Origin of the sequence: Streptomyces scabiei 87.22, from assembly GCF_000091305.1 — a bacterium.
Lineage (GTDB): Bacteria > Actinomycetota > Actinomycetes > Streptomycetales > Streptomycetaceae > Streptomyces > Streptomyces scabiei.
The window spans coordinates 3,522,080-3,539,530 of sequence record NC_013929.1; the positions used below are offsets into that span (position 1 = coordinate 3,522,080).

The 17,451-nt window shown below is 72.5% G+C and carries 18 protein-coding genes; 7 read left to right on the forward strand and 11 right to left on the reverse strand.

Going from position 1 to position 17,451, the window contains the following annotated elements:
• Positions 1–73: 73 nt before the first annotated feature.
• Both SCAB_RS14735 and SCAB_RS14740 read right to left on the reverse strand, forming a co-directional pair.
• The gene (locus SCAB_RS14735; RefSeq protein WP_037728462.1) at positions 74–715 is read right to left on the reverse strand and encodes a DUF6758 family protein; all 642 of its coding nucleotides are present in this window, start codon (positions 713–715) and stop codon (positions 74–76) included.
• A 264-nt stretch (positions 716–979) separates the two neighbouring features.
• Positions 980–1,564 (reverse strand): suppressor of fused domain protein, encoded by a 585-nt coding sequence (locus SCAB_RS14740; RefSeq protein WP_013000874.1) that lies wholly within the window; start codon positions 1,562–1,564, stop codon positions 980–982.
• Positions 1,565–2,152: 588 nt separating this feature from the next.
• Between SCAB_RS14740 and SCAB_RS14745 the strand changes: the two genes are divergently transcribed.
• Both SCAB_RS14745 and SCAB_RS14750 read left to right on the forward strand, forming a co-directional pair.
• Positions 2,153–3,277, forward strand: coding sequence for a magnesium and cobalt transport protein CorA (locus SCAB_RS14745; RefSeq protein ID WP_013000875.1), 1,125 nt, complete (start codon positions 2,153–2,155; stop codon positions 3,275–3,277).
• Positions 3,278–3,352: 75 nt separating this feature from the next.
• Positions 3,353–3,931 (forward strand): hypothetical protein, encoded by a 579-nt coding sequence (locus tag SCAB_RS14750; RefSeq protein ID WP_013000876.1) that lies wholly within the window; start codon positions 3,353–3,355, stop codon positions 3,929–3,931.
• Between the two features lie 38 nt (positions 3,932–3,969).
• Here the strand turns inward: SCAB_RS14750 and SCAB_RS14755 are convergent, their stop codons facing one another.
• Positions 3,970–4,728 (reverse strand): hypothetical protein, encoded by a 759-nt coding sequence (locus tag SCAB_RS14755; RefSeq protein WP_041669215.1) that lies wholly within the window; start codon positions 4,726–4,728, stop codon positions 3,970–3,972.
• A 176-nt stretch (positions 4,729–4,904) separates the two neighbouring features.
• Here SCAB_RS14755 and SCAB_RS14760 point away from each other — a divergent pair, with 176 nt between their 5' ends.
• The 3 genes from SCAB_RS14760 to SCAB_RS14770 are packed head-to-tail and all read left to right on the forward strand — an operon-like array spanning position 4,905 to position 8,050.
• Positions 4,905–6,209: a magnesium transporter MgtE N-terminal domain-containing protein gene (locus tag SCAB_RS14760; protein WP_013000878.1), complete on the forward strand. Its 1,305-nt coding sequence runs from the start codon at positions 4,905–4,907 to the stop codon at positions 6,207–6,209.
• Complete coding sequence (locus SCAB_RS14765) at positions 6,199–6,873, forward strand: DUF1003 domain-containing protein (protein ID WP_408054974.1); 675 nt, start codon at positions 6,199–6,201, stop codon at positions 6,871–6,873. Before SCAB_RS14760 ends, SCAB_RS14765 begins: the two co-directional genes overlap by 11 nt.
• Before the next feature lie 43 nt (positions 6,874–6,916).
• Positions 6,917–8,050, forward strand: coding sequence for an Mrp/NBP35 family ATP-binding protein (locus tag SCAB_RS14770; RefSeq protein ID WP_013000880.1), 1,134 nt, complete (start codon positions 6,917–6,919; stop codon positions 8,048–8,050).
• A 120-nt stretch (positions 8,051–8,170) separates the two neighbouring features.
• Here SCAB_RS14770 and SCAB_RS14775 read toward each other — a convergent pair whose 3' ends face one another.
• The 5 genes from SCAB_RS14775 to sigE form a co-directional block, all read right to left on the reverse strand.
• On the reverse strand, positions 8,171–8,842 hold the full coding sequence (locus tag SCAB_RS14775) for a hypothetical protein (RefSeq protein WP_013000881.1): 672 nt from the start codon (positions 8,840–8,842) through the stop codon (positions 8,171–8,173).
• A 277-nt stretch (positions 8,843–9,119) separates the two neighbouring features.
• Positions 9,120–9,596 carry a sec-independent translocase gene (locus SCAB_RS14780; protein ID WP_041669216.1) on the reverse strand — a complete coding sequence of 159 codons (477 nt, stop codon included), beginning with the start codon at positions 9,594–9,596 and terminating at the stop codon, positions 9,120–9,122.
• Positions 9,597–9,830: 234 nt separating this feature from the next.
• The gene (locus tag SCAB_RS14785; RefSeq protein ID WP_013000883.1) at positions 9,831–11,420 is read right to left on the reverse strand and encodes a S1C family serine protease; all 1,590 of its coding nucleotides are present in this window, start codon (positions 11,418–11,420) and stop codon (positions 9,831–9,833) included.
• 733 nt (positions 11,421–12,153) lie between these two features.
• Positions 12,154–13,341, reverse strand: coding sequence for an anti-sigma factor family protein (locus tag SCAB_RS14790; RefSeq protein WP_041669218.1), 1,188 nt, complete (start codon positions 13,339–13,341; stop codon positions 12,154–12,156).
• Positions 13,338–14,039, reverse strand: coding sequence for an RNA polymerase sigma factor SigE (sigE, locus tag SCAB_RS14795; protein WP_046773796.1), 702 nt, complete (start codon positions 14,037–14,039; stop codon positions 13,338–13,340). Before sigE ends, SCAB_RS14790 begins: the two co-directional genes overlap by 4 nt.
• A gap of 269 nt (positions 14,040–14,308) precedes the next feature.
• Between sigE and SCAB_RS14800 the strand changes: the two genes are divergently transcribed.
• Positions 14,309–15,010: an O-methyltransferase gene (locus SCAB_RS14800; protein ID WP_078580110.1), complete on the forward strand. Its 702-nt coding sequence runs from the start codon at positions 14,309–14,311 to the stop codon at positions 15,008–15,010.
• Between the two features lie 114 nt (positions 15,011–15,124).
• Here SCAB_RS14800 and SCAB_RS44830 read toward each other — a convergent pair whose 3' ends face one another.
• Positions 15,125–15,292: a DUF3117 domain-containing protein gene (locus SCAB_RS44830; protein ID WP_003966491.1), complete on the reverse strand. Its 168-nt coding sequence runs from the start codon at positions 15,290–15,292 to the stop codon at positions 15,125–15,127.
• 376 nt (positions 15,293–15,668) lie between these two features.
• Here SCAB_RS44830 and chcB point away from each other — a divergent pair, with 376 nt between their 5' ends.
• The gene (chcB, locus tag SCAB_RS14805) at positions 15,669–16,460 is read left to right on the forward strand and encodes a 2-cyclohexenylcarbonyl CoA isomerase (protein ID WP_013000888.1); all 792 of its coding nucleotides are present in this window, start codon (positions 15,669–15,671) and stop codon (positions 16,458–16,460) included.
• 24 nt (positions 16,461–16,484) lie between these two features.
• On the opposite strand, the gene SCAB_RS14810 is transcribed toward chcB, so the two are convergent.
• Both SCAB_RS14810 and SCAB_RS14815 read right to left on the reverse strand, forming a co-directional pair.
• Entirely contained in the window at positions 16,485–17,072 is a 588-nt protein-coding gene (locus tag SCAB_RS14810) for a DNA-3-methyladenine glycosylase I (RefSeq protein WP_013000889.1), read from the reverse strand.
• Positions 17,069–17,419, reverse strand: coding sequence for a DivIVA domain-containing protein (locus SCAB_RS14815; RefSeq protein WP_013000890.1), 351 nt, complete (start codon positions 17,417–17,419; stop codon positions 17,069–17,071). Before SCAB_RS14815 ends, SCAB_RS14810 begins: the two co-directional genes overlap by 4 nt.
• Between the last annotated feature and the right edge of the window lie 32 nt (positions 17,420–17,451).

A 17,451-nucleotide genomic window follows, 5' to 3' on the forward strand; every position in this document is an offset into this window, starting at 1 on the left:
CCGGAGCACGGCCGGACGGACACTCCCACGACTCCGGGAACGGGCGCTCCCACGACTCCGGGAACGGGCGCTCCTACGGCTCCAGGATGCGCGGCGAGAGCGCCCCGCACGGAAGCAGCTCCACCTCCGCGCCCGCGTCCCGCAGATCCGTCAGCACCAGCTCGTCGTACATCAGGAGCCCGGTCTGTTCGGGCCACACGATCGCCCACAGCCACAGCCCGAGGGCCTCCCCCGCGAAGACGGCACGGTCGTCCGGCGTGCCGGTGACATGCCACAGCGGCGTGGGGCGCCCGGCGGCGAGCACCTTCACCTGGGGCGGTTTCTCGACGCTCAGATACGGCCCGGGGTCGGGGCCGTCGATGCCCGCGTACCGCGCGCCGAGGCCGACGCCCAGCTCCTCCGCGATGAGGACCAGCTCGCCGACGCCGCCGAGCGGGCCGGGACCCGAGCAGGCCACGGCGGTGGCACGTCCGCCACTGCGGTCGTCACCGGCGAACGCGGCGCCCGTGAACAGCCAGCCCACGGGCAGCGGCCACGGCATCCAGACGGGCACCTTGGCACGGTGCACCACGACGCTGAGGGCCTCGACGCTGGGCGGGATCACGGGCTGCAGCGGGTGCACCGTCCCGTGGGCGGCGCACTGCCAGGAGTCGGCAAAGAGGCCGGGAGCCCTGACCCGGCCACCACACTTCGGGCAACTGGGTTCGCCCCTCATAGGGCCCAACGGTCCTCCCCGCGCTTCCCCGCGTCAAGGACGATCACCCGACCGGCGTGTGCGCGTCACATTCCGCACACGACCACCAGTCTCCGGGCGGCGGCCGGTCCGCCGGACCGGCCGCCGGGATCAACTCCCCACACGGCCAAGGGGAGCGACGGTTTTCGGCCACCCGCCGGGCCGCCTCCGGTCACGTATGGCGTGCCGTCCGTCACACGGGGAAGTCGCACGGGGCCGTTCGGTCGGCCCTCGGCCGGCCCCCGGTCAGTCGAGGGGCACGGAGGTACGGACCGGATCCCGGAGGTCCGTTCCGCGGGCGAGCCAGCGCTCCTGGAGGGCCTGGGCGCCGTGCACCCGTTTCCAGGCCGCCTCGTTGGCGGTCATCGGCAGCAGGGGCAGGAACCGTACGGGGTCGGCGGGCGCGTCGAGTTCGAGGTCCTCCACCAGGCCGCCGGACTCGGCGACGAGCACGGAGGTGAAGGGGGCGCCCGGCCACAGCGGACCGCCCACGTCGAGAGAGGCGCCGGGCGCCACGATCACCCCTTCGACCTGCGGTGACGCGGCGAGCACGGCGAGCGGGCGGAGCACCTTGTCGGTGTCGGCGATGCCGCCCCGCACGGACAGGACGAGTTCGGCACGGGGGCCCTTCACCGGGTCGGCGAGGACCGCGGCGGGGTCGGCCATCGGCTGGGCGGACATGCCGAGCGTGGCGTACCGGACGACGTCGCCGTCGGCGAAACGGAGCACCTCGACACGGTCCGTGCCGAGGAAGGTGACCGCGGCGCGCGCGTCCGGTTCGCCCAGCGCGGTGCGCAAACGGGCCTCCACCAACGGAAGAACATCAGCCATGATGCGAGCATAGAACTCGTCAGGAACCGGCAAACGGGCGCCTTGACACCACAGCCGACTGTTACTCTGGGCCGCCGGTCGGGACAGCATGCGGGCAGCACGCTGCAGCCTCGCGCTCAAGGCTTCTCAAGCCTTCGCGTCCCGGGCCGATAAGACTGACTCCCCTACGGGGAACCCCGAACGGGGTATGGAACGTCCCTCACGGGGGACCGGCCGGAGGAGGTGGGGCTGCGATGGACCGAAGTCGACCTGGCAGTACCACCCGCTCTTCCGCTCGCCGAGTTCCGTAGCTCCCGCCGTAGCCGTAGTTCTCGCTCCGTCGGCTACCACCCTCGTTCCGCGTAGTGCCGCTCGTCGGTCGTCGCGCATCGGAAGAGCACTTCTTTCCCGTCTTGATCCGAATCGCCGATCGGACGTCCCCCGCTCTCACCGGCCGGGCGTCGCCCGATCTGAATCAAGCGAAGCTGTCACCGCGACGGTGCGGTGCTCCCCGCTTTGTGGACGTGCGAAACATCCGAAGTCACAACGTCCCCATTCCGGGTAGTTCCAACCGTCGTCGGCGGCCTTTCGTTGCGAAGGAGCCTGCTCATGTCGATGATCAACAACCTGCGTGCCGCGGTCCGCCCGACCCGTCCCTCGCGTCTGTCGCTGCGCAAGGACGGGGGCGTGTACGACGCCACGCGTCCGGCGGAGGCGGCGACGGCCGTCGTGGACTGCGCCGTCTACCGTGACGGGGCGCGCGTCGCCTTCGAGCGCAACCTGACGCCGCACGAGGCGATCCGTCAGGTGCGCCGCGACGGCGGCTTCGTCTGGATCGGCCTGCACGAGCCGTCCGAAGCCGAATTCTCCGGTATCGCGGCCGAGTTCGGGCTGCACCCGCTGGCCGTGGAGGACGCGGTGCACGCACACCAGCGGCCGAAGCTGGAGCGCTACGACGACACCCTGTTCACCGTCTTCAAGACGATCCACTACGTCGAGCACGACGAACTCACCGCCACCAGCGAGGTCGTGGAGTCCGGCGAGGTCATGTGCTTCACCGGGCGGGACTTCTTCATCACCGTGCGGCACGGCGGGCAGGGTTCGCTCCGGGCGCTGCGTCACCGGCTGCAGGACGACCCGGAGTTGCTCGGCAAGGGCCCCTCGGCCGTGCTGCACGCCATCGCCGACCATGTCGTCGACGGGTACGTGGCCGTCGCCGACGCCGTGCAGGACGACATCGACGAGGTGGAGACGGAGGTGTTCTCCCCCGGGCGCAAGGGCACGCCCCGGGGCACCGACGCCGGCCGGATCTACCAACTCAAGCGCGAGGTCATGGAGTTCAAGCGCGCGGTGCTGCCGCTGGTGCGGCCCATGCAGCTGCTGAGCGAGCGGCCGATGCGGCTGATCGACCCGGACATCCAGAAGTACTTCCGTGACGTGGCCGACCACCTCGCCCGCGTCCAGGAGCAGGTCGTCGGCTTCGACGAACTGCTCAACTCGATCCTGCAGGCGAACCTGGCGCAGGCGTCCGTGGCGCAGAACGAGGACATGCGCAAGATCACGTCGTGGGCGGCCATCATCGCCGTCCCGACGATGGTGTGCGGGGTCTACGGCATGAACTTCGACTACATGCCGGAGACGCACTGGAAGTTCGGCTATCCGGTGGTCCTCGGCGTGACGGTGGCGCTCTGCCTCGGCATCCACCGCACGCTGAAGCGCAACGGCTGGCTGTAGGCGGCGCGAGGCCGACCCGTCCGGCTGCGGTGGCGGGGCCGGAGCGTCCGGCGGGGGCACGGTTAGGCTGCCCCCATGACCTCCGACTTCCCGGCCCCCGATGCGCCGACCGTCGCCCCGCCGACGGGCGACGCGCTGTTCGATCAGGCCCTCGTCGAAGAGGCCACCAAGAAGTCCGGGCTCGTCTGGGTGCGCGGCGGCGGGGCACTCCCGGGCCGGGCGGCGCCCTCGCGCGCGCTGTGGCACGTCTGGCACGACGGCGCGGCGTGTCTGGTCGGTGACGGGCCCGGCGAGCAGCCGTTCCCGGATCTGGTCGACGGGGGTTCGGCCGTGGTGACCGTCCGCAGCAAGGACAAGGGCGGCCGGCTCGTCGGCTGGGCCGCCCGCGTCGTCGAGCCGGCCCCCGGCTCCCCCGCCTGGGAGGCCGCCGTGGCCGAACTCAAGGGCAAACGCCTCAACGCCCCCGACGGCGAGGCGATGCCGGCCCGCTGGGCCCGTGAGTGCCGGGTGCTCCGCCTGGAGCCGACGGGAACGACCCTGCCGGCGCCCGACGGCGACCAGGCGCAGCCCCCGGTACCGACCTCGGCGACGACCCGCGCACCGATCCCGGCGGCGGTACCCCGCCTGCTCTTCGGCCGCCGCAGACGAGGCTGAGGCGGCGGGTGCCGGGCGCCGAGGTGCCGGGCGCCGGCCTACGACGTCGGCAGTTGCCGGCCGTAGTCCACGACCGACTTCGCGTCCGGCTCCTTCAGGGTGAAGTCCTTGCCCCAGTCGGTGAGGAGGATGGTCCCGGCGTCGCCCGCGCGGACGAGGCGCAGGGGGTAGGGGGTGCCCTCCAGGGAGACGTCCAGGGTGCCGCCGGAGCCCTTGTCGCCGGTGATGCGGATCGTGCGGGTGCCGGACTGTTCGTGGTGGCCGTCCTTGGACAGCGAGCCGTGCAGGGTGAGCAGGCTGCCGAGGAGGACGTTCTTGTCGGTGAAGCCGCTGAAGCGCTTGTAGGCGGGGTCCCCGGTCGGCACCTTCACGTACATGCCGTCCAGCTTGTCCGCCGCGTCCGTCTCGCCCCCGCCGTGGCCGCCGCCGTTCTTCCCCGAGTCCTGGTGGTCCCAGAAGTCCTTGTCGGCCTTCAGGAAGAGGTGTTCGCCGACCTTCAGCAGCCGGAACGTGGACCCCTCGGACGTCACCGAACCCGTGCCGCCGTCCTCCTTCAGGCGCATGTCCAGCCGGTAGGTCTTGCCGCTGGTCACCACCGCACCGGACAGCCGGACCGTGTCCGCCGCGGCGGCCGCCGCCCGGGTCGTGCTCTGGATCTTCGCGGGCTCCAGTCTGCCGACCCCGTTCGTGCCCTCGTCGGGGTCCTCGCTGCATCCGGTCAGCCCCAGCCCGCAGGCCACCAGGGTGCAGACGGCGCTCACCAGTGCGGCCCTTCGGGTACGGGGAATCACAGTCACAGGCGATGCACCTCTTCGTGGGGAGTCCAGGCGTACCGCAGAGTACCGGGGCTCCGGGGGCACTCAGGAGCCAGTCCGTCCGCACCGCTCACCAGGGCATATCCGATCGGGACGGGCTAGCCTGAAGCCCTCCTCGGCGGACATTCCCCTCGCGACGGGAAGGAAAGGGGCGGCTCATGGCGGCGGTCGCGCCCCGGGTCTTCGTCTCCCATCTCTCCGGCGTCGCCGTCTTCGATCCGAACGGCGATCAGGTGGGCCGCGTCCGCGACCTCGTCGCCATCCTGCGGGTGGGCCGGAAGCCGCCGCGGCTGCTCGGTCTGGTCGTCGAACTGTCCACCCGCCGCCGGATCTTCCTGCCCATGACCCGGGTCACCGGCATCGAGTCCGGACAGGTCATCACCACGGGTGTGCTGAACGTGCGCCGGTTCGAACAGCGGCCCACCGAACGCCTCGTCGTCGGGGAACTGCTGGACCGCCGGGTCCAGCTCGTGGACACGGGCGAGGAGGTGACGGTGCTCGACATCTCGGTGCAGCAGCTGCCGGCCCGCAGGGACTGGGAGATCGACCGGGTCTTCGTCCGCAAGGGCAAGGGCGGCGCGTTCCGGCGCCACAAGGGCGAGACGCTGACCGTGGAGTGGTCGGCGGTCACCGGGTTCTCGCTGGAGGAGCACGGGCAGGGCGCCGAGAACCTCCTCGCGACGTTCGAACAGCTCCGGCCGGCCGACCTCGCGAACGTGCTGCACCACCTCTCCCCCAAGCGCCGGGCCGAGGTCGCCGCCGCCCTCGACGACGACCGGCTCGCCGACGTCCTGGAGGAACTGCCCGAGGACGACCAGATCGAGATCCTCGGCAAGCTCAAGGAGGAGCGTGCCGCCGACGTCCTGGAGGCCATGGACCCGGACGACGCCGCCGACCTCCTGGCCGAACTCCCGGAGGAGGAGCAGGAACGGCTGCTGACCCTGATGCAGCCGGAGGACGCCGCGGACGTACGGCGGCTGATGGCGTACGAGGAGAAGACCGCCGGCGGTCTGATGACCACCGAGCCGATCGTGCTGCGTCCGGACGCGACCGTCGCCGACGCGCTGGCGCGGGTCCGCAACGCCGACCTGTCCCCCGCGCTGGCCGCGCAGGTGTACGTGTGCCGGCCGCCGGACGAGACCCCGACCGGCAAGTACCTGGGCACGGTCCACTTCCAGCGGCTGCTGCGGGACCCGCCGTACACCCTGGTCAGTTCGATCCTCGACGACGGTCTCCAGCCGCTGGACCCGGAGGCCGCGCTGCGGGCCGTCGCCGGGTTCTTCGCCACGTACGACATGGTCGCGGCGCCCGTGGTGGACGAGAGCGGCTCGCTGCTGGGCGCGGTGACCGTGGACGACGTGCTGGACCACATGCTGCCCGAGGACTGGCGGGAGACGGAGTTCCATCTGCACGAGGACGACTCCGTGACGGTCGCGGAGGGGGAGGCTACCGATGGCTCCTGACCGGGAGGGGCGCGAGGGGCGGCACACGGGCCGTGAGCGGGCGCACGCCGGCGTGGGCGGACGGGAGCGCGTGTCGCCCTCCGGAGGCCCTCAGCGGGAGCGCACGCTCTCCGGGGCCACCGCCCGCCCCCGGACACGTCTGGACCAGCCGCTGCCGCGCCGGGCCAAGCTGCTGCCCGAGTGGGATCCGGAGGCGTTCGGACGGCTCTCGGAGCGGATCGCGCGCTTCCTGGGCACGGGCACGTTCCTCGTCTGGATGACCGTCGCCATCATCCTGTGGGTCGTGTGGAACGTCTCCGCCCCCCGCGACCTGCGCTTCGACAACTACCCCTTCATCTTCCTGACCCTCATGCTCTCCCTCCAGGCCTCCTACGCCGCCCCGCTGATCCTGCTCGCGCAGAACCGCCAGGACGACCGCGACCGGGTCAACCTGGAGCAGGACCGCAAGCAGAACGAGCGCTCGATCGCCGACACCGAGTATCTGACCAGGGAGATCGCCGCGCTGCGCATCGGCCTCGGCGAGGTCGCCACCCGCGACTGGCTGCGTTCGGAGCTCCACGACCTGGTCAGGGAGCTGCACGAGCACGACGGGGACGGGCCGCGCGGGGCCCGGACGGTATTCCCGCCGGAACACCCGCGCGGACGTGACAAGGGCGACCGCTGACGGGGCTCCCAGGGGCCGCGCGGGTCGCCGTACCATCGTCCCTATGGCTACGGAAGACGCGGTGCGCGAGGCACTGTCGACGGTGAACGACCCCGAGATCAACCGTCCCATCACCGAACTGGGGATGGTCAAGTCGGTGGAGATCGGCGCGGACGGAGCGGTCGCGGTCGCCGTGTACCTGACGGTCTCGGGCTGCCCCATGCGCGACACGATCACCCAGCGGGTGACGGACGCGGTCGCGGCGGTCGAGGGCGTCACGGGCGTCACCGTCGAGCTGGACGTCATGAGCGACGAGCAGCGCAAGGAGCTGGCGGGTGCCCTGCGCGGCGGCCAGGCGGAGCGCGAGGTCCCGTTCGCCAAGCCGGGCTCCCTCACGCGCGTGTACGCCGTCGCCTCCGGCAAGGGCGGTGTCGGCAAGTCCTCGGTGACGGTGAACCTGGCGGCGGCCATGGCCGCCGACGGCCTCAAGGTCGGTGTCGTCGACGCCGACATCTACGGTCACTCGGTGCCCCGCATGCTGGGCGCCGACGGCAGTCCCACCCAGGTCGAGAACATGATCATGCCGCCGTCCGCGCACGGCGTGAAGGTCATCTCGATCGGTATGTTCACCCCCGGCAACACCCCCGTCGTCTGGCGCGGCCCGATGCTGCACCGGGCGTTGCAGCAGTTCCTCTCGGACGTCTACTGGGGCGACCTGGACGTCCTCCTCCTCGACCTCCCGCCGGGCACGGGCGACATCGCGATCTCGGTGGCCCAGCTGGTCCCGAACGCCGAGATCCTGGTCGTCACCACGCCCCAGCAGGCGGCGGCCGAGGTGGCCGAGCGCGCCGGGTCCATCGCCGTGCAGACCCACCAGAAGATCGTCGGCGTCGTGGAGAACATGGCGGGCCTGCCCTGCCCGCACTGCGACGAGATGGTCGACGTCTTCGGCACCGGCGGCGGCCAGACCGTCGCCGACGGCCTCACCCGCACCACCGGTGCCACCGTCCCGGTCCTGGGCAGCATCCCGATCGACGTCCGTCTCCGCGAGGGCGGCGACGACGGCCGCCCGGTCGTCCTCTCCGACCCCGACTCCCCCGCCGGCGCGGCCCTGCGGGCCATCGCGGGCAAGCTGGGCGGCCGCCAGAGGGGCCTGTCGGGCATGAGCCTGGGCATCACCCCGCGGAACAAGTTCTAGGCCGGTCCGGGGGCACCGGGCGCCCGTCGAAGCCACGACGGCACCCGCGGCCCCCGAACCACCGCGCCCCGAGGGCGATGAAGGGCACCCCCGTACCACCCGGCGGTGCCCTTCGAAGCGCTACGCGTACTCCTCGATGTCCTTGATCGCGGCGAAGCCGAGCCCGTACGCGCTCATCCCCCGCCCGTACGCCCCCACGTGCACCCCTTGCGAGGTCGACCCGGCGAGCACCCAGCCGAACTCGGACTCGCGGTAGTGGAACGGCGTCGGCACCCCGTCCACGGGCAGGGACAGTGTCGACCAGTCCGGCCCGGCCAGGTCGTCCGCGAGGACCCACGCCGTCTCGGTCTGCTGGTCCAGCCAGTCGTCCCGCCGGGTGTGGTCCAGCTGTCCCGGCCAGGTGAAGGACAGCAGCCCCACGCCCGCCAGCCACGCCGCGGAGGAGACCGACGTGGCCTCCAGGACGCCCGTGCCGTCCGCGCTGCGCCGCACGTCGTTCGCGGCGACGGTCACCACGACCGCGAACCGCTCCTTGACCTCGTCGTCCGCCGCGGCGGTGTACTCGTTGCGCACCGAGGGCTCGTCGCCGTGTCCGATCGAACCGTGCTCGACGGCACCCTCCGCCGACATACCCACCTGCATCAGCCAGCGCGGTCCCGTGAAGGCCTCGTCGAGGCCGTACCAGGGGAAGGGCGCCAGCAGGTAACCATCGACCGTGCGGCGGGCGGAGGGGACCTGTTGTCCGCCCTCCGCGGCCGACGCCTGCGCGCCTACCCGACTCGTCGTCTCCATGCCGGACGCCTCCTAGCTCTCGACGGACCGGAGCGGCCCGCCCCCCACGGGCGCGTCGTCGCTCGCTCTCCTTACGGTCCGCACAACAACTGGGCAGCATAGCCACAGCTCTCCGAGCGGCAGGGAAAGCGCCCGGCGCGTAGGACGGCGTACGGGCGGCTTCGGCCCGTACGGGGGTGCGCGGCGGTATGAATCGCGTCACGTCAGGGGCGCGCCGGAGCAGGCTCGGGCACCGGGCCTGCGGGCGGCAAGGGCGAACGGGTGTGACCCGTACGGCTCAGGTGGCGTCCAGGTCGTACGGGGGACGCTCGGCCGCCTCGGGCTTCTTCGTCATGTCGATGGTTCCGCCGGACGAGGAGGACGAGGACGACGCGGAGCCGTCCGAGCCGGAGCCGATGGCGGCGGCGGAAGAGGTGGACGACGACTCCGCCTCGCGGCCGTGGACCGCGTCCGTCAGCTCGGCCATCTCCTTCTTCAGGTCGAAGCCGTTGCGGATCTCCTTGAGCCCCAGTTCGTCGTTGTCCAGCTGCTTGCGCAGGAACGTCTTGGGGTTGAGGTCCTCGAACTCGAAGTCCTTGAACTCCGGACCGAGTTCGCTGCGGATGTCCGCCTTGGCGCTGTCCGAGAACTCGCGGATCTTCCGGATCGTCCGCGTGACGTCCTGGATCACCTTCGGGAGCTTGTCCGGGCCGAAGACGAGCACGGCGAGGACGACGAGCGTCACCACCTCGAGCGCACCTATGTCATTGAACACCTGAAGCTCCTTGCGATGTCCTCGGTCCCGATCCGCGGGCCTCGGCAGGTCTTCCGTGGTCCGGGCCGGATCCACGGTACCCGGCCATCCCCGCGATCCGGTACCGCTGCACGGCTTCGGACCGCGCCCGCACGACCGGTTTTCCCTGCTGTTTGCCTGGCGGGAGGCCGCGTGGCGCTCCCGCCTGTGAGGTTGCTGTCAGTGCGGCCCGCCGACGTGGCCGCCCGCTGACGGTCAGTCGTCCCCGGACGAACCGAGAGTGAGCGTGACCGTCCGCTCGTCGCCGCCCCTGAGCAGGGTCAGCTCCAGCCGGTCGCCGGGCCGGTGAGCACGGACCTTGACGATCAGCTCGTCGCCGGAGTGGACGCGCTGGCCGTCGACCTCGGTGATGACGTCACCCGAGCGGATGCCCGCCCGGTCGGCGGGGCCGCCCGCGGTGACCCCGGCCGCGCCTCCGTCGCCCTTGTCGCCGATACGGGCGCCGTCGCCGGAGTAGTCCATGTCGAGGGTGACACCGATCACCGGGTGGCTCGCCCTGCCGGTGTTGATCAGCTCCTCCGCGACACGCTTGCCCTGGTTGATGGGTATCGCGAAGCCGAGCCCGATCGAACCGGCCTGGCCGCCGTCGGACTCGGAGCCGCCGCCCGCGGACCGGATGGCGCTGTTGATGCCGATCACCCGGCCCTTGCCGTCGAGCAGCGGGCCTCCGGAGTTGCCGGGGTTGATCGGCGCGTCCGTCTGCAGGGCGTCCACGTACGACACGTCGCTCACGTCGCCGCTCTCGCCCCCGGCCGTGATGGGCCGCTCCTTGGCGCTGATGATGCCGGAGGTGACCGTGTTGGCCAGGTCGAAGGGGGCGCCGATGGCGACCACCGGGTCGCCGACCCGGACCTCCTCGGAGTTGCCGAGGGGCAGCGGCTCGAGGCCGTTGACGCCGGACACCTTGACGACGGCCAGGTCGTAGCCGGTGTCCCGGCCGACGACGGTGGCCTTGGCCGTCTCGCCGCCGCTGAAGGTCACCGATATGTCCCCGTTGGTACCGGCGGGGTCGACGACGTGGTTGTTGGTGAGGATGTGCCCCCGCCCGTCGAGCACGAAGCCGGTGCCGGTGCCCTGCGCGCTCGATCCGCTCACATGGAGGGTGACGACGCCGGGCAGCGCGTCGGCGGCGATGGCGGCGACACTGCCGGGCGCCCGCGCGGTCACGCCGTCGCTGCTCTGCGGCAGTTCGACCGCCCCGACCCCGCCGTTGCGTTCCAGGTACGCGCCCACGGCCCCGCCGAAGCCCCCGGCCACGAGAGCGATCAGCACGGCCCCGGCCAGCAGGCCCCGCCTCCCGCGCCGGCGCCGCCGCGTCAGGTCGTCCACCGCGGCCCCGTTCTGCTGCAGCGACCCCGAGCCCGCCCACGGGTCGTAGGTGCGCCAGGGGCCCTGCGGTTCGGCCGGATGCGGCCGGGCGGGTTCGGCGTAGGCGGCCGGCGCGGGCTGCGGCCCTCCCGCGTAGGGCGGCGGCACGGCCTGCGCGGAGTCCCCGAAGGCCGGCGGCCCCGGCTGCGAGGGGTACGCGTAGGAGGCCCCCGGGGGCTGGGTGGAGTCGGCGTAGGGCGCCGGGGCGGGCCCGGACGCCTGCGCGTACGGCGCCGTGACGGGCGGGGCGGCCTCCGGCTGCGCGGCCGTACCGGGCGTGGGCGCGTCCGCCTGCGGGGCCGCCGGCGCGGGCGGGGGTGTCGCCGAGGACGCCACCGCCGCGCCGGTGTGTGTCACGGCCGCGGGCGGTGCCGTCTCGTCGTGTGCCGGCGCGGGGGCAGCGTGCGCCGGGGGCACTGTCTCGACGGCTGTCCCGTGGGCGGGAGTCGCCGCCGGGTGCTGGACCGGCGGAGCGGGGGCCCAGGGGCCGGGCTCGCCGTAAGGAGGGGTGCTGTAGGGATCGGGGTCGTGCAGCGGCCTGGGGCGCCCTGAGGGTGCTCCGGGGGCGCTCCTGGCACCCGCTGCCTCGCCCGGCCCGTCCGGCACCCGGGCGGCGGCGACAGCGGTGGCGGCCGGTCGCTCCAACTCGAAGTCGCCGTCCGGGTCGTGCCCCTGGCCGGAGGCCGACGAGGAGCGTGCCCGCGGCGCGGCCCCGGCAGCCGGACCGGCCAGCTCGAAGTCGCCCTCGGTGTCCTGCTCACGGACCGCGTCCACGGACGTCCCTGCGGACGAACCAGCGGTCCTCGCCGCCCCGTCGGCCCTCTCGGCCCCACCGAGCACTACGGCTTCGGCGCTGTCCCTCGCCCCGGCGCTCCCCATGGCGCCGGTCGGTCCCGTGAGCCCGTCGGGCCCTTCGGTGCCGATGTGGTCCCCCGCTGTGTCGGCCCCAGGGCCGTGCGCTCGGGGGCGGCTCCACCACTTCGCCTTCGTGGGCTTCCCCTCGTTCATGTTCTCCCCACACCTAGGGCCGTCCCAAGGACCGGCCCGCCGCCCACCGTTCGCCGAGTGCCGCGGGCCGGAACCGGCCCGAGCGGGACACGGCCCACTCCGGATTCAACCAGGTTCGGGAGCCGGTGGGCAGAACTCGGGGTCAGCGCAGGACAGGAGAGAGGGGTGGGAGAGACGAGGCGGGGTCGGGTGCCGTCAGCAGGCCCGGGCCCGTCAGCTCGGGCGCCGAGGTCCAGTCGGTCAGCTGCAGCTCCAGCGGGGGTGCGGCGGTGAGCGTGCCTATCAGCGGGGACACGGCGGCCGCGCCGACCGTGCCGGGCGCCGTCAGCGGGTGCGGGGCCCCACGGTCCTGGCCGGCCGGAGCGGGGACCCCGGGCAGCAGGGGCGCGGAGATCTCCGTCGATGCGGTGGGCGCCTCGCCCAGGGAGGGCCGGCCCTGCCCGAGCAGCGGCACGACGGTTCCCCGGCGGCGCTGCGACTCTGGAGCGGGAGCCGTGCCCGCGGCCTGCGTCCGCAGGGGGGTGACGTTGCTGCCGGAACCGGGACCGCCACGGGCGTCGGCCGTCTCGACGGGCGTCATGTTGGTCACACCGCCGAGGGCGATCGCGGCCAGCGACACCGCGCCGGCGGCCACGAAGGCGAACCGCATGCCGCGGGAGGCCGAGCGCTCGGACTCCGGCCTGCTCACGGCGTGGATCCGGAAACCGCGGTCGCCCGTGCCCCGGGTGTCGTCGTCGGCCGTGTCCTTCCGGCCGGCCCGGCCGTCCGTCCCCGCGTCCTCGTCACCGTCACCGGACAGGTCACGTCCGCCGCCCAGGAAACCGCGGTCGGTGCCGAGGAAGCCGCGTCCGCTCAGGAAGCCGCGGTCACCGAGGAAACCGCGGCCGCCCAGCACTCCACGGCCCTCCGACGGCGTCAGCGCGCCGCCGTGCGGTCCCGACGGGACGTATCCGAAGGAGTCGCCGCCGGTTCCGAAGACGCCGAAGTCGGCGAAGTCACGGGAGTCTGCGGAGCCGGGCAGTCCGGGGCCGCCGGCCGCGCTCCCGAGTCTTCCTCCGAAGCCACCGGACAGCGGCGAACCGTCGCCGTCGCCGCCCGCCGGGAGCATCTGGAGCCGGGCCAGAAAGCTCTCCGAGGGGGGCGGCGGGGCGGCCTCCGCGAAGACGTTCTTCAGGCGGCGCTGCTCGTCCGCCTCCGTCTTGCACTTCCCGCAGGTGGCGAGATGTGCCAGGACGCGGTCACGCGCCTCATGACCTAGCTCTCCGTCCACGAGGGCGGAGAGACGGTCTCCCAGGTGCTGCTCGGCAGACGTAGGACGGGATCCACTCACGCGGGCGCGCCCCCTCCTCCCAGCACGGGCACCCGCGGCACCGTGAACCCGCGGCGCTGCTCGGCCCGGGCCTCCGGGGAGCGGTGCGCCAGGGCCTTGCGGAGCTGGGAGCGGCCGCGGTGGATACGCGAGCGGACCGTGCCGAGCTTGACGCCCAGGGTCGCGGCGATCTCCTCGTACGACAGTCCCTCGATGTCGCACAGGACGACTGCGGCGCGGAACTCGGGCGCCAGGGTGTCGAGGGCCTGCTGGACGTCGGCGTCGAAGTGCGCGTCGTTGAAGAGCTGCTGCGGGGTGGGCTCACGGCTGGGCAGGCGCTCGGCGGCGTCGTCCCCGAGGGCGTCGAAGCGGATGCGCTGCTTGCGCCGGACCATGTCCAGGAAGAGGTTGGTGGTGATGCGGTGCAGCCAGCCCTCGAAGGTGCCGGGCGTGTACGTCGACAGCGAGCGGAAGACGCGGACGAAGACCTCCTGCGTGAGGTCCTCGGCGTCGTGCTGGTTGCCGGTCAGACGGTAGGCGAGCCGGTAGACGCGGCCGCTGTGGGTGCTGACGATCTCCTCCCAGGTGGGCGGAGTCCACGCCTGCGCGTGCGCGTCCGTGGTGAAGGTCGCGGTCTGTGCGACGGCGGCGTGGCTGTGGTCAGCGGTGTCGTTCACGGATTTCGGCTTGCCCGCCGATCCGAGAAAGCGCCGTAGCACTCCTCCCCGATCCACAGGCGCGGCCGCACCTCCCCTATCGGCTCTGGTGGTGTCCAGTGGAGCCCCTACCATAGCCACCTCGCCCGTTAGCTCCGGATAAGCGGTTTTATAGGAAATTGATGTGCGCCGATGTGGTGCATTCGGCTGATGCGGCCCATATGACCCGGTCAGCACCTGCCCCGAACCGCTCGCCCGCTCGTCGGCCCCGTCCATCCCGTGCCCCCGTCGCGGCCCCCGTCACTCACTCATCCCTTTAAACGACCGGTCCCATCAGGAGGTTCCCGACGGCAACGGATACAGTCACGCCCAGGCAACCACGGGGACATAAGGAGAGGGTCATTACCGGCAACCGGCTGACGAGCTGGGCGTTCGCCGACGCCTTTGTCGCCGAGGACGAGGCGCTGCGCTGGGCCCGCGACCGGGCCCGCGAGGCAGGGCTGCGCTCGGTGTCGCCCGGCACGGGCGCCGCGCTGCGGGTGCTCGCCGCCACCGTGGACGCGAAAGCGGTGGCGGAGATCGGGACCGGGACCGGCGTCTCCGGGATCCACCTGCTGCACGGTATGCGGCCGGACGGGGTGCTGACCACCGTGGATCCGGAGCCGGACCACCAGCAGTTCGCCCGGCAGGCGTTCCGCGCGGCCGGTTTCGCCGGCAACCGCGCGCGCTTCATCCCGGGCCACGCGCTGGACGTGCTGCCACGGCTCGCGGACGCGGGGTACGACCTGGTCTTCTGCGACGGCGACCGGCTGGAGTGCCTCGACTACCTCGCTGAATCGTTGCGGCTTCTGAGACCCGGCGGGCTGGTCGCCTTCGAGGGTGTCTTCGCCAGCGGCCGCACCGTGGACTCCAACCCGCAGCCGACCGAGGTCATACGGCTGCGGGAGCTGCTGCGCACGGTCCGCGAGAGCCCCGAACTCGTCCCGTCCCTGCTCCCGGTGGGCGACGGGCTGCTGTGCGCGGTCAAACGCTGAGGGAGGGCTCCCGGGGCCCGTCCGGCCCCCGCGGCACCCCCGGTACGACAGCGCCCCGGCACCGCCGGGTGCGGCGGTGCCGGGGCAACTGAAAGGGTATGGTCGCTACGCGCGTCAGCCGACGACCTTCTTGAGGGCGTCTCCGAGGGCGTCTGCCTCGTCCGGGGTCAGCTCGACGACGAGACGACCACCGCCTTCGAGCGGAACTCGCATGACGATGCCCCGCCCCTCCTTGGTCACCTCGAGCGGGCCATCGCCCGTCCGCGGCTTCATGGCCGCCATGCTCGTACCCCTTCCTGAAACCAGCTCATCGCCTAAGCCGACGGCCCGGGAGGGCAGGCGCGGGCCCACCTGGGGACACGCGACACCGGCATCGAACACATTGCTTCCAGGCCATTATCCCGCATCTCATGACCCGATGACCAACATCGGTCGGCATCGCTTGGGCAACGCGCGCGAGCAAAACCACCCAATTCGGCGGTGTGACTGCGATACTGCGCCACCGCACGGTCCCGGTCCGGTGCTCGGCCATTGGTGATTCTTTGACGCAGGTCACACGTCCGGCCCCCGCCGCCACCCGTGATCTCCGCCATGCTGTGCTGAGACGAGGGCGTACTCACCGGTACGCCGCCTGCCGCGACACCGGAGGGGAACCGCCATGGCCGACACCGTGCTCTACGAGGTGCGCGACGGACTCGCGACGATCACGCTGAACCGCCCCGAGGCGATGAACGCGCTGAACGTCGCGGCGAAGGTCGCGCTCCGCGAGGCCGTGGAGGCGGCCGCCGGGGACGCGGCGGTGCGCGCGGTGCTGCTGACCGCCGCCGGGGAGCGGGCGTTCTGCGTGGGCCAGGACCTCAAGGAGCACATCGGGCTGCTGGTCGAGGGCTCGGGGGAGGTCATGAGCACGGTCAGGGAGCACTACAACCCGGTGGTGAAGGCCCTCACCGAGATGGCGAAGCCCGTGGTGGCCGGGGTGAACGGGGTGGCCGCCGGCGCCGGTCTCGGCTTCGCGCTCGCGGCGGACTACCGCGTGGTCGCCGAGACGGCCTCCTTCAACACCTCCTTCGCCGGGGTCGCGCTCACCGCCGACTCCGGGGTCTCCTGGACCCTGCCCCGGGTGATCGGTCCCGGTCGCGCGGCCGATCTGCTGCTCTTCCCGCGCAGCATCAAGGCCCAGGAGGCGTACGAGCTGGGGATCGCGAACAAGCTCGTTCCGGCGTCCTCGCTGCACGCCGCCGCCGAGCAGGTGGCGCGGATGCTGGCCGAGGGGCCGACGGTGGCGTACGCGGCGATCAAGGAGGCGATGGCGTACGGGTTCTCCCACTCGCTGGCCGAGACGCTGGAGAAGGAGGACGAGCTGCAGACCCGGGCCGGGGCCTCGGAGGACCACCGGATCGCGGTGCGGGCGTTCGTGGAGAAGGAGGAGCCCAAGTACCTGGGCCGCTGACGGTTCGGGGGGCTCCCCTGCCCCCTAGGCGGCGCTCCTGGCCACGCAGGTCTCCAGGTGGTCGTCGACCAGGCCGCACGCCTGCATCAGGGCGTACGCCGTCGTCGGGCCCACGAAGCGGATGCCGCGTTTCTTGAGGGCCTTGGACAGGGCCGTGGACTCGGGGGTGACCGCCGGGACGTCCGCGAGGGTGCGGGGGACCGGGCGGTCGGCCGGGTCCGGGGCGTGCGACCAGATCAGCTCGTCCAGTTCGCCGGGGGCCCAGGTGGACAGCTCGCGGGCGTTGGCGACGGTCGCCTCGATCTTGGCGCGGTTGCGGATGATGCCGGGGTCGCCGAGGAGGCGCTCCTGGTCGGCCTCGGTGAACACGGAGACCGAGGCGATCTTGAAGTCTGCGAAGGCGGAGCGGAAGCCCTCGCGGCGGCGCAGGATGGTGATCCAGGAGAGGCCGGACTGGAACGCCTCCAGGCAGAGCCGTTCGTACAGCGCGTCGTCGCCGTGGACCGGGCGGCCCCACTCCTCGTCGTGGTAGGCGATGTAGTCCTCGGTGGACAGGGCCCAGGGGCAGCGCGGCGCGCCGTCGGGGCCGGCCAGGGCGGTGCCGTCGGTCACGGGTGTTCTCCCTCCTCCGGCTTGCGCAGCGAGGTCACGGACGACGCGTGGGCGCCGGCGAGGGCGGACTCCAGGTCGGCGATCCGGGCGTCCCGCTCGGCCAGCTCGGCGCTGAGGCGGCCGAGGGCGTCGTCCACGTCCGCCATGCGGTAGCCGCGGACGGCGACCGGGAAGCGGAGTGCCTCGACGTCCGCGCGGTCGACCGGGCGGCCCGCCGGCAGCGGGTCGTGGAGCCGCTCGCCCTCGGCCTCCGGCAGCACCGCGTTGTCGCCGCCGCCGACGACGGCGAGCGTCACCGCGGCGACCACCACGGCGAGCGCGACGACCAGGAACAAGAACATGAACATCGCTGGGTCCCCTCGACTGTGTTCGGCTCCGA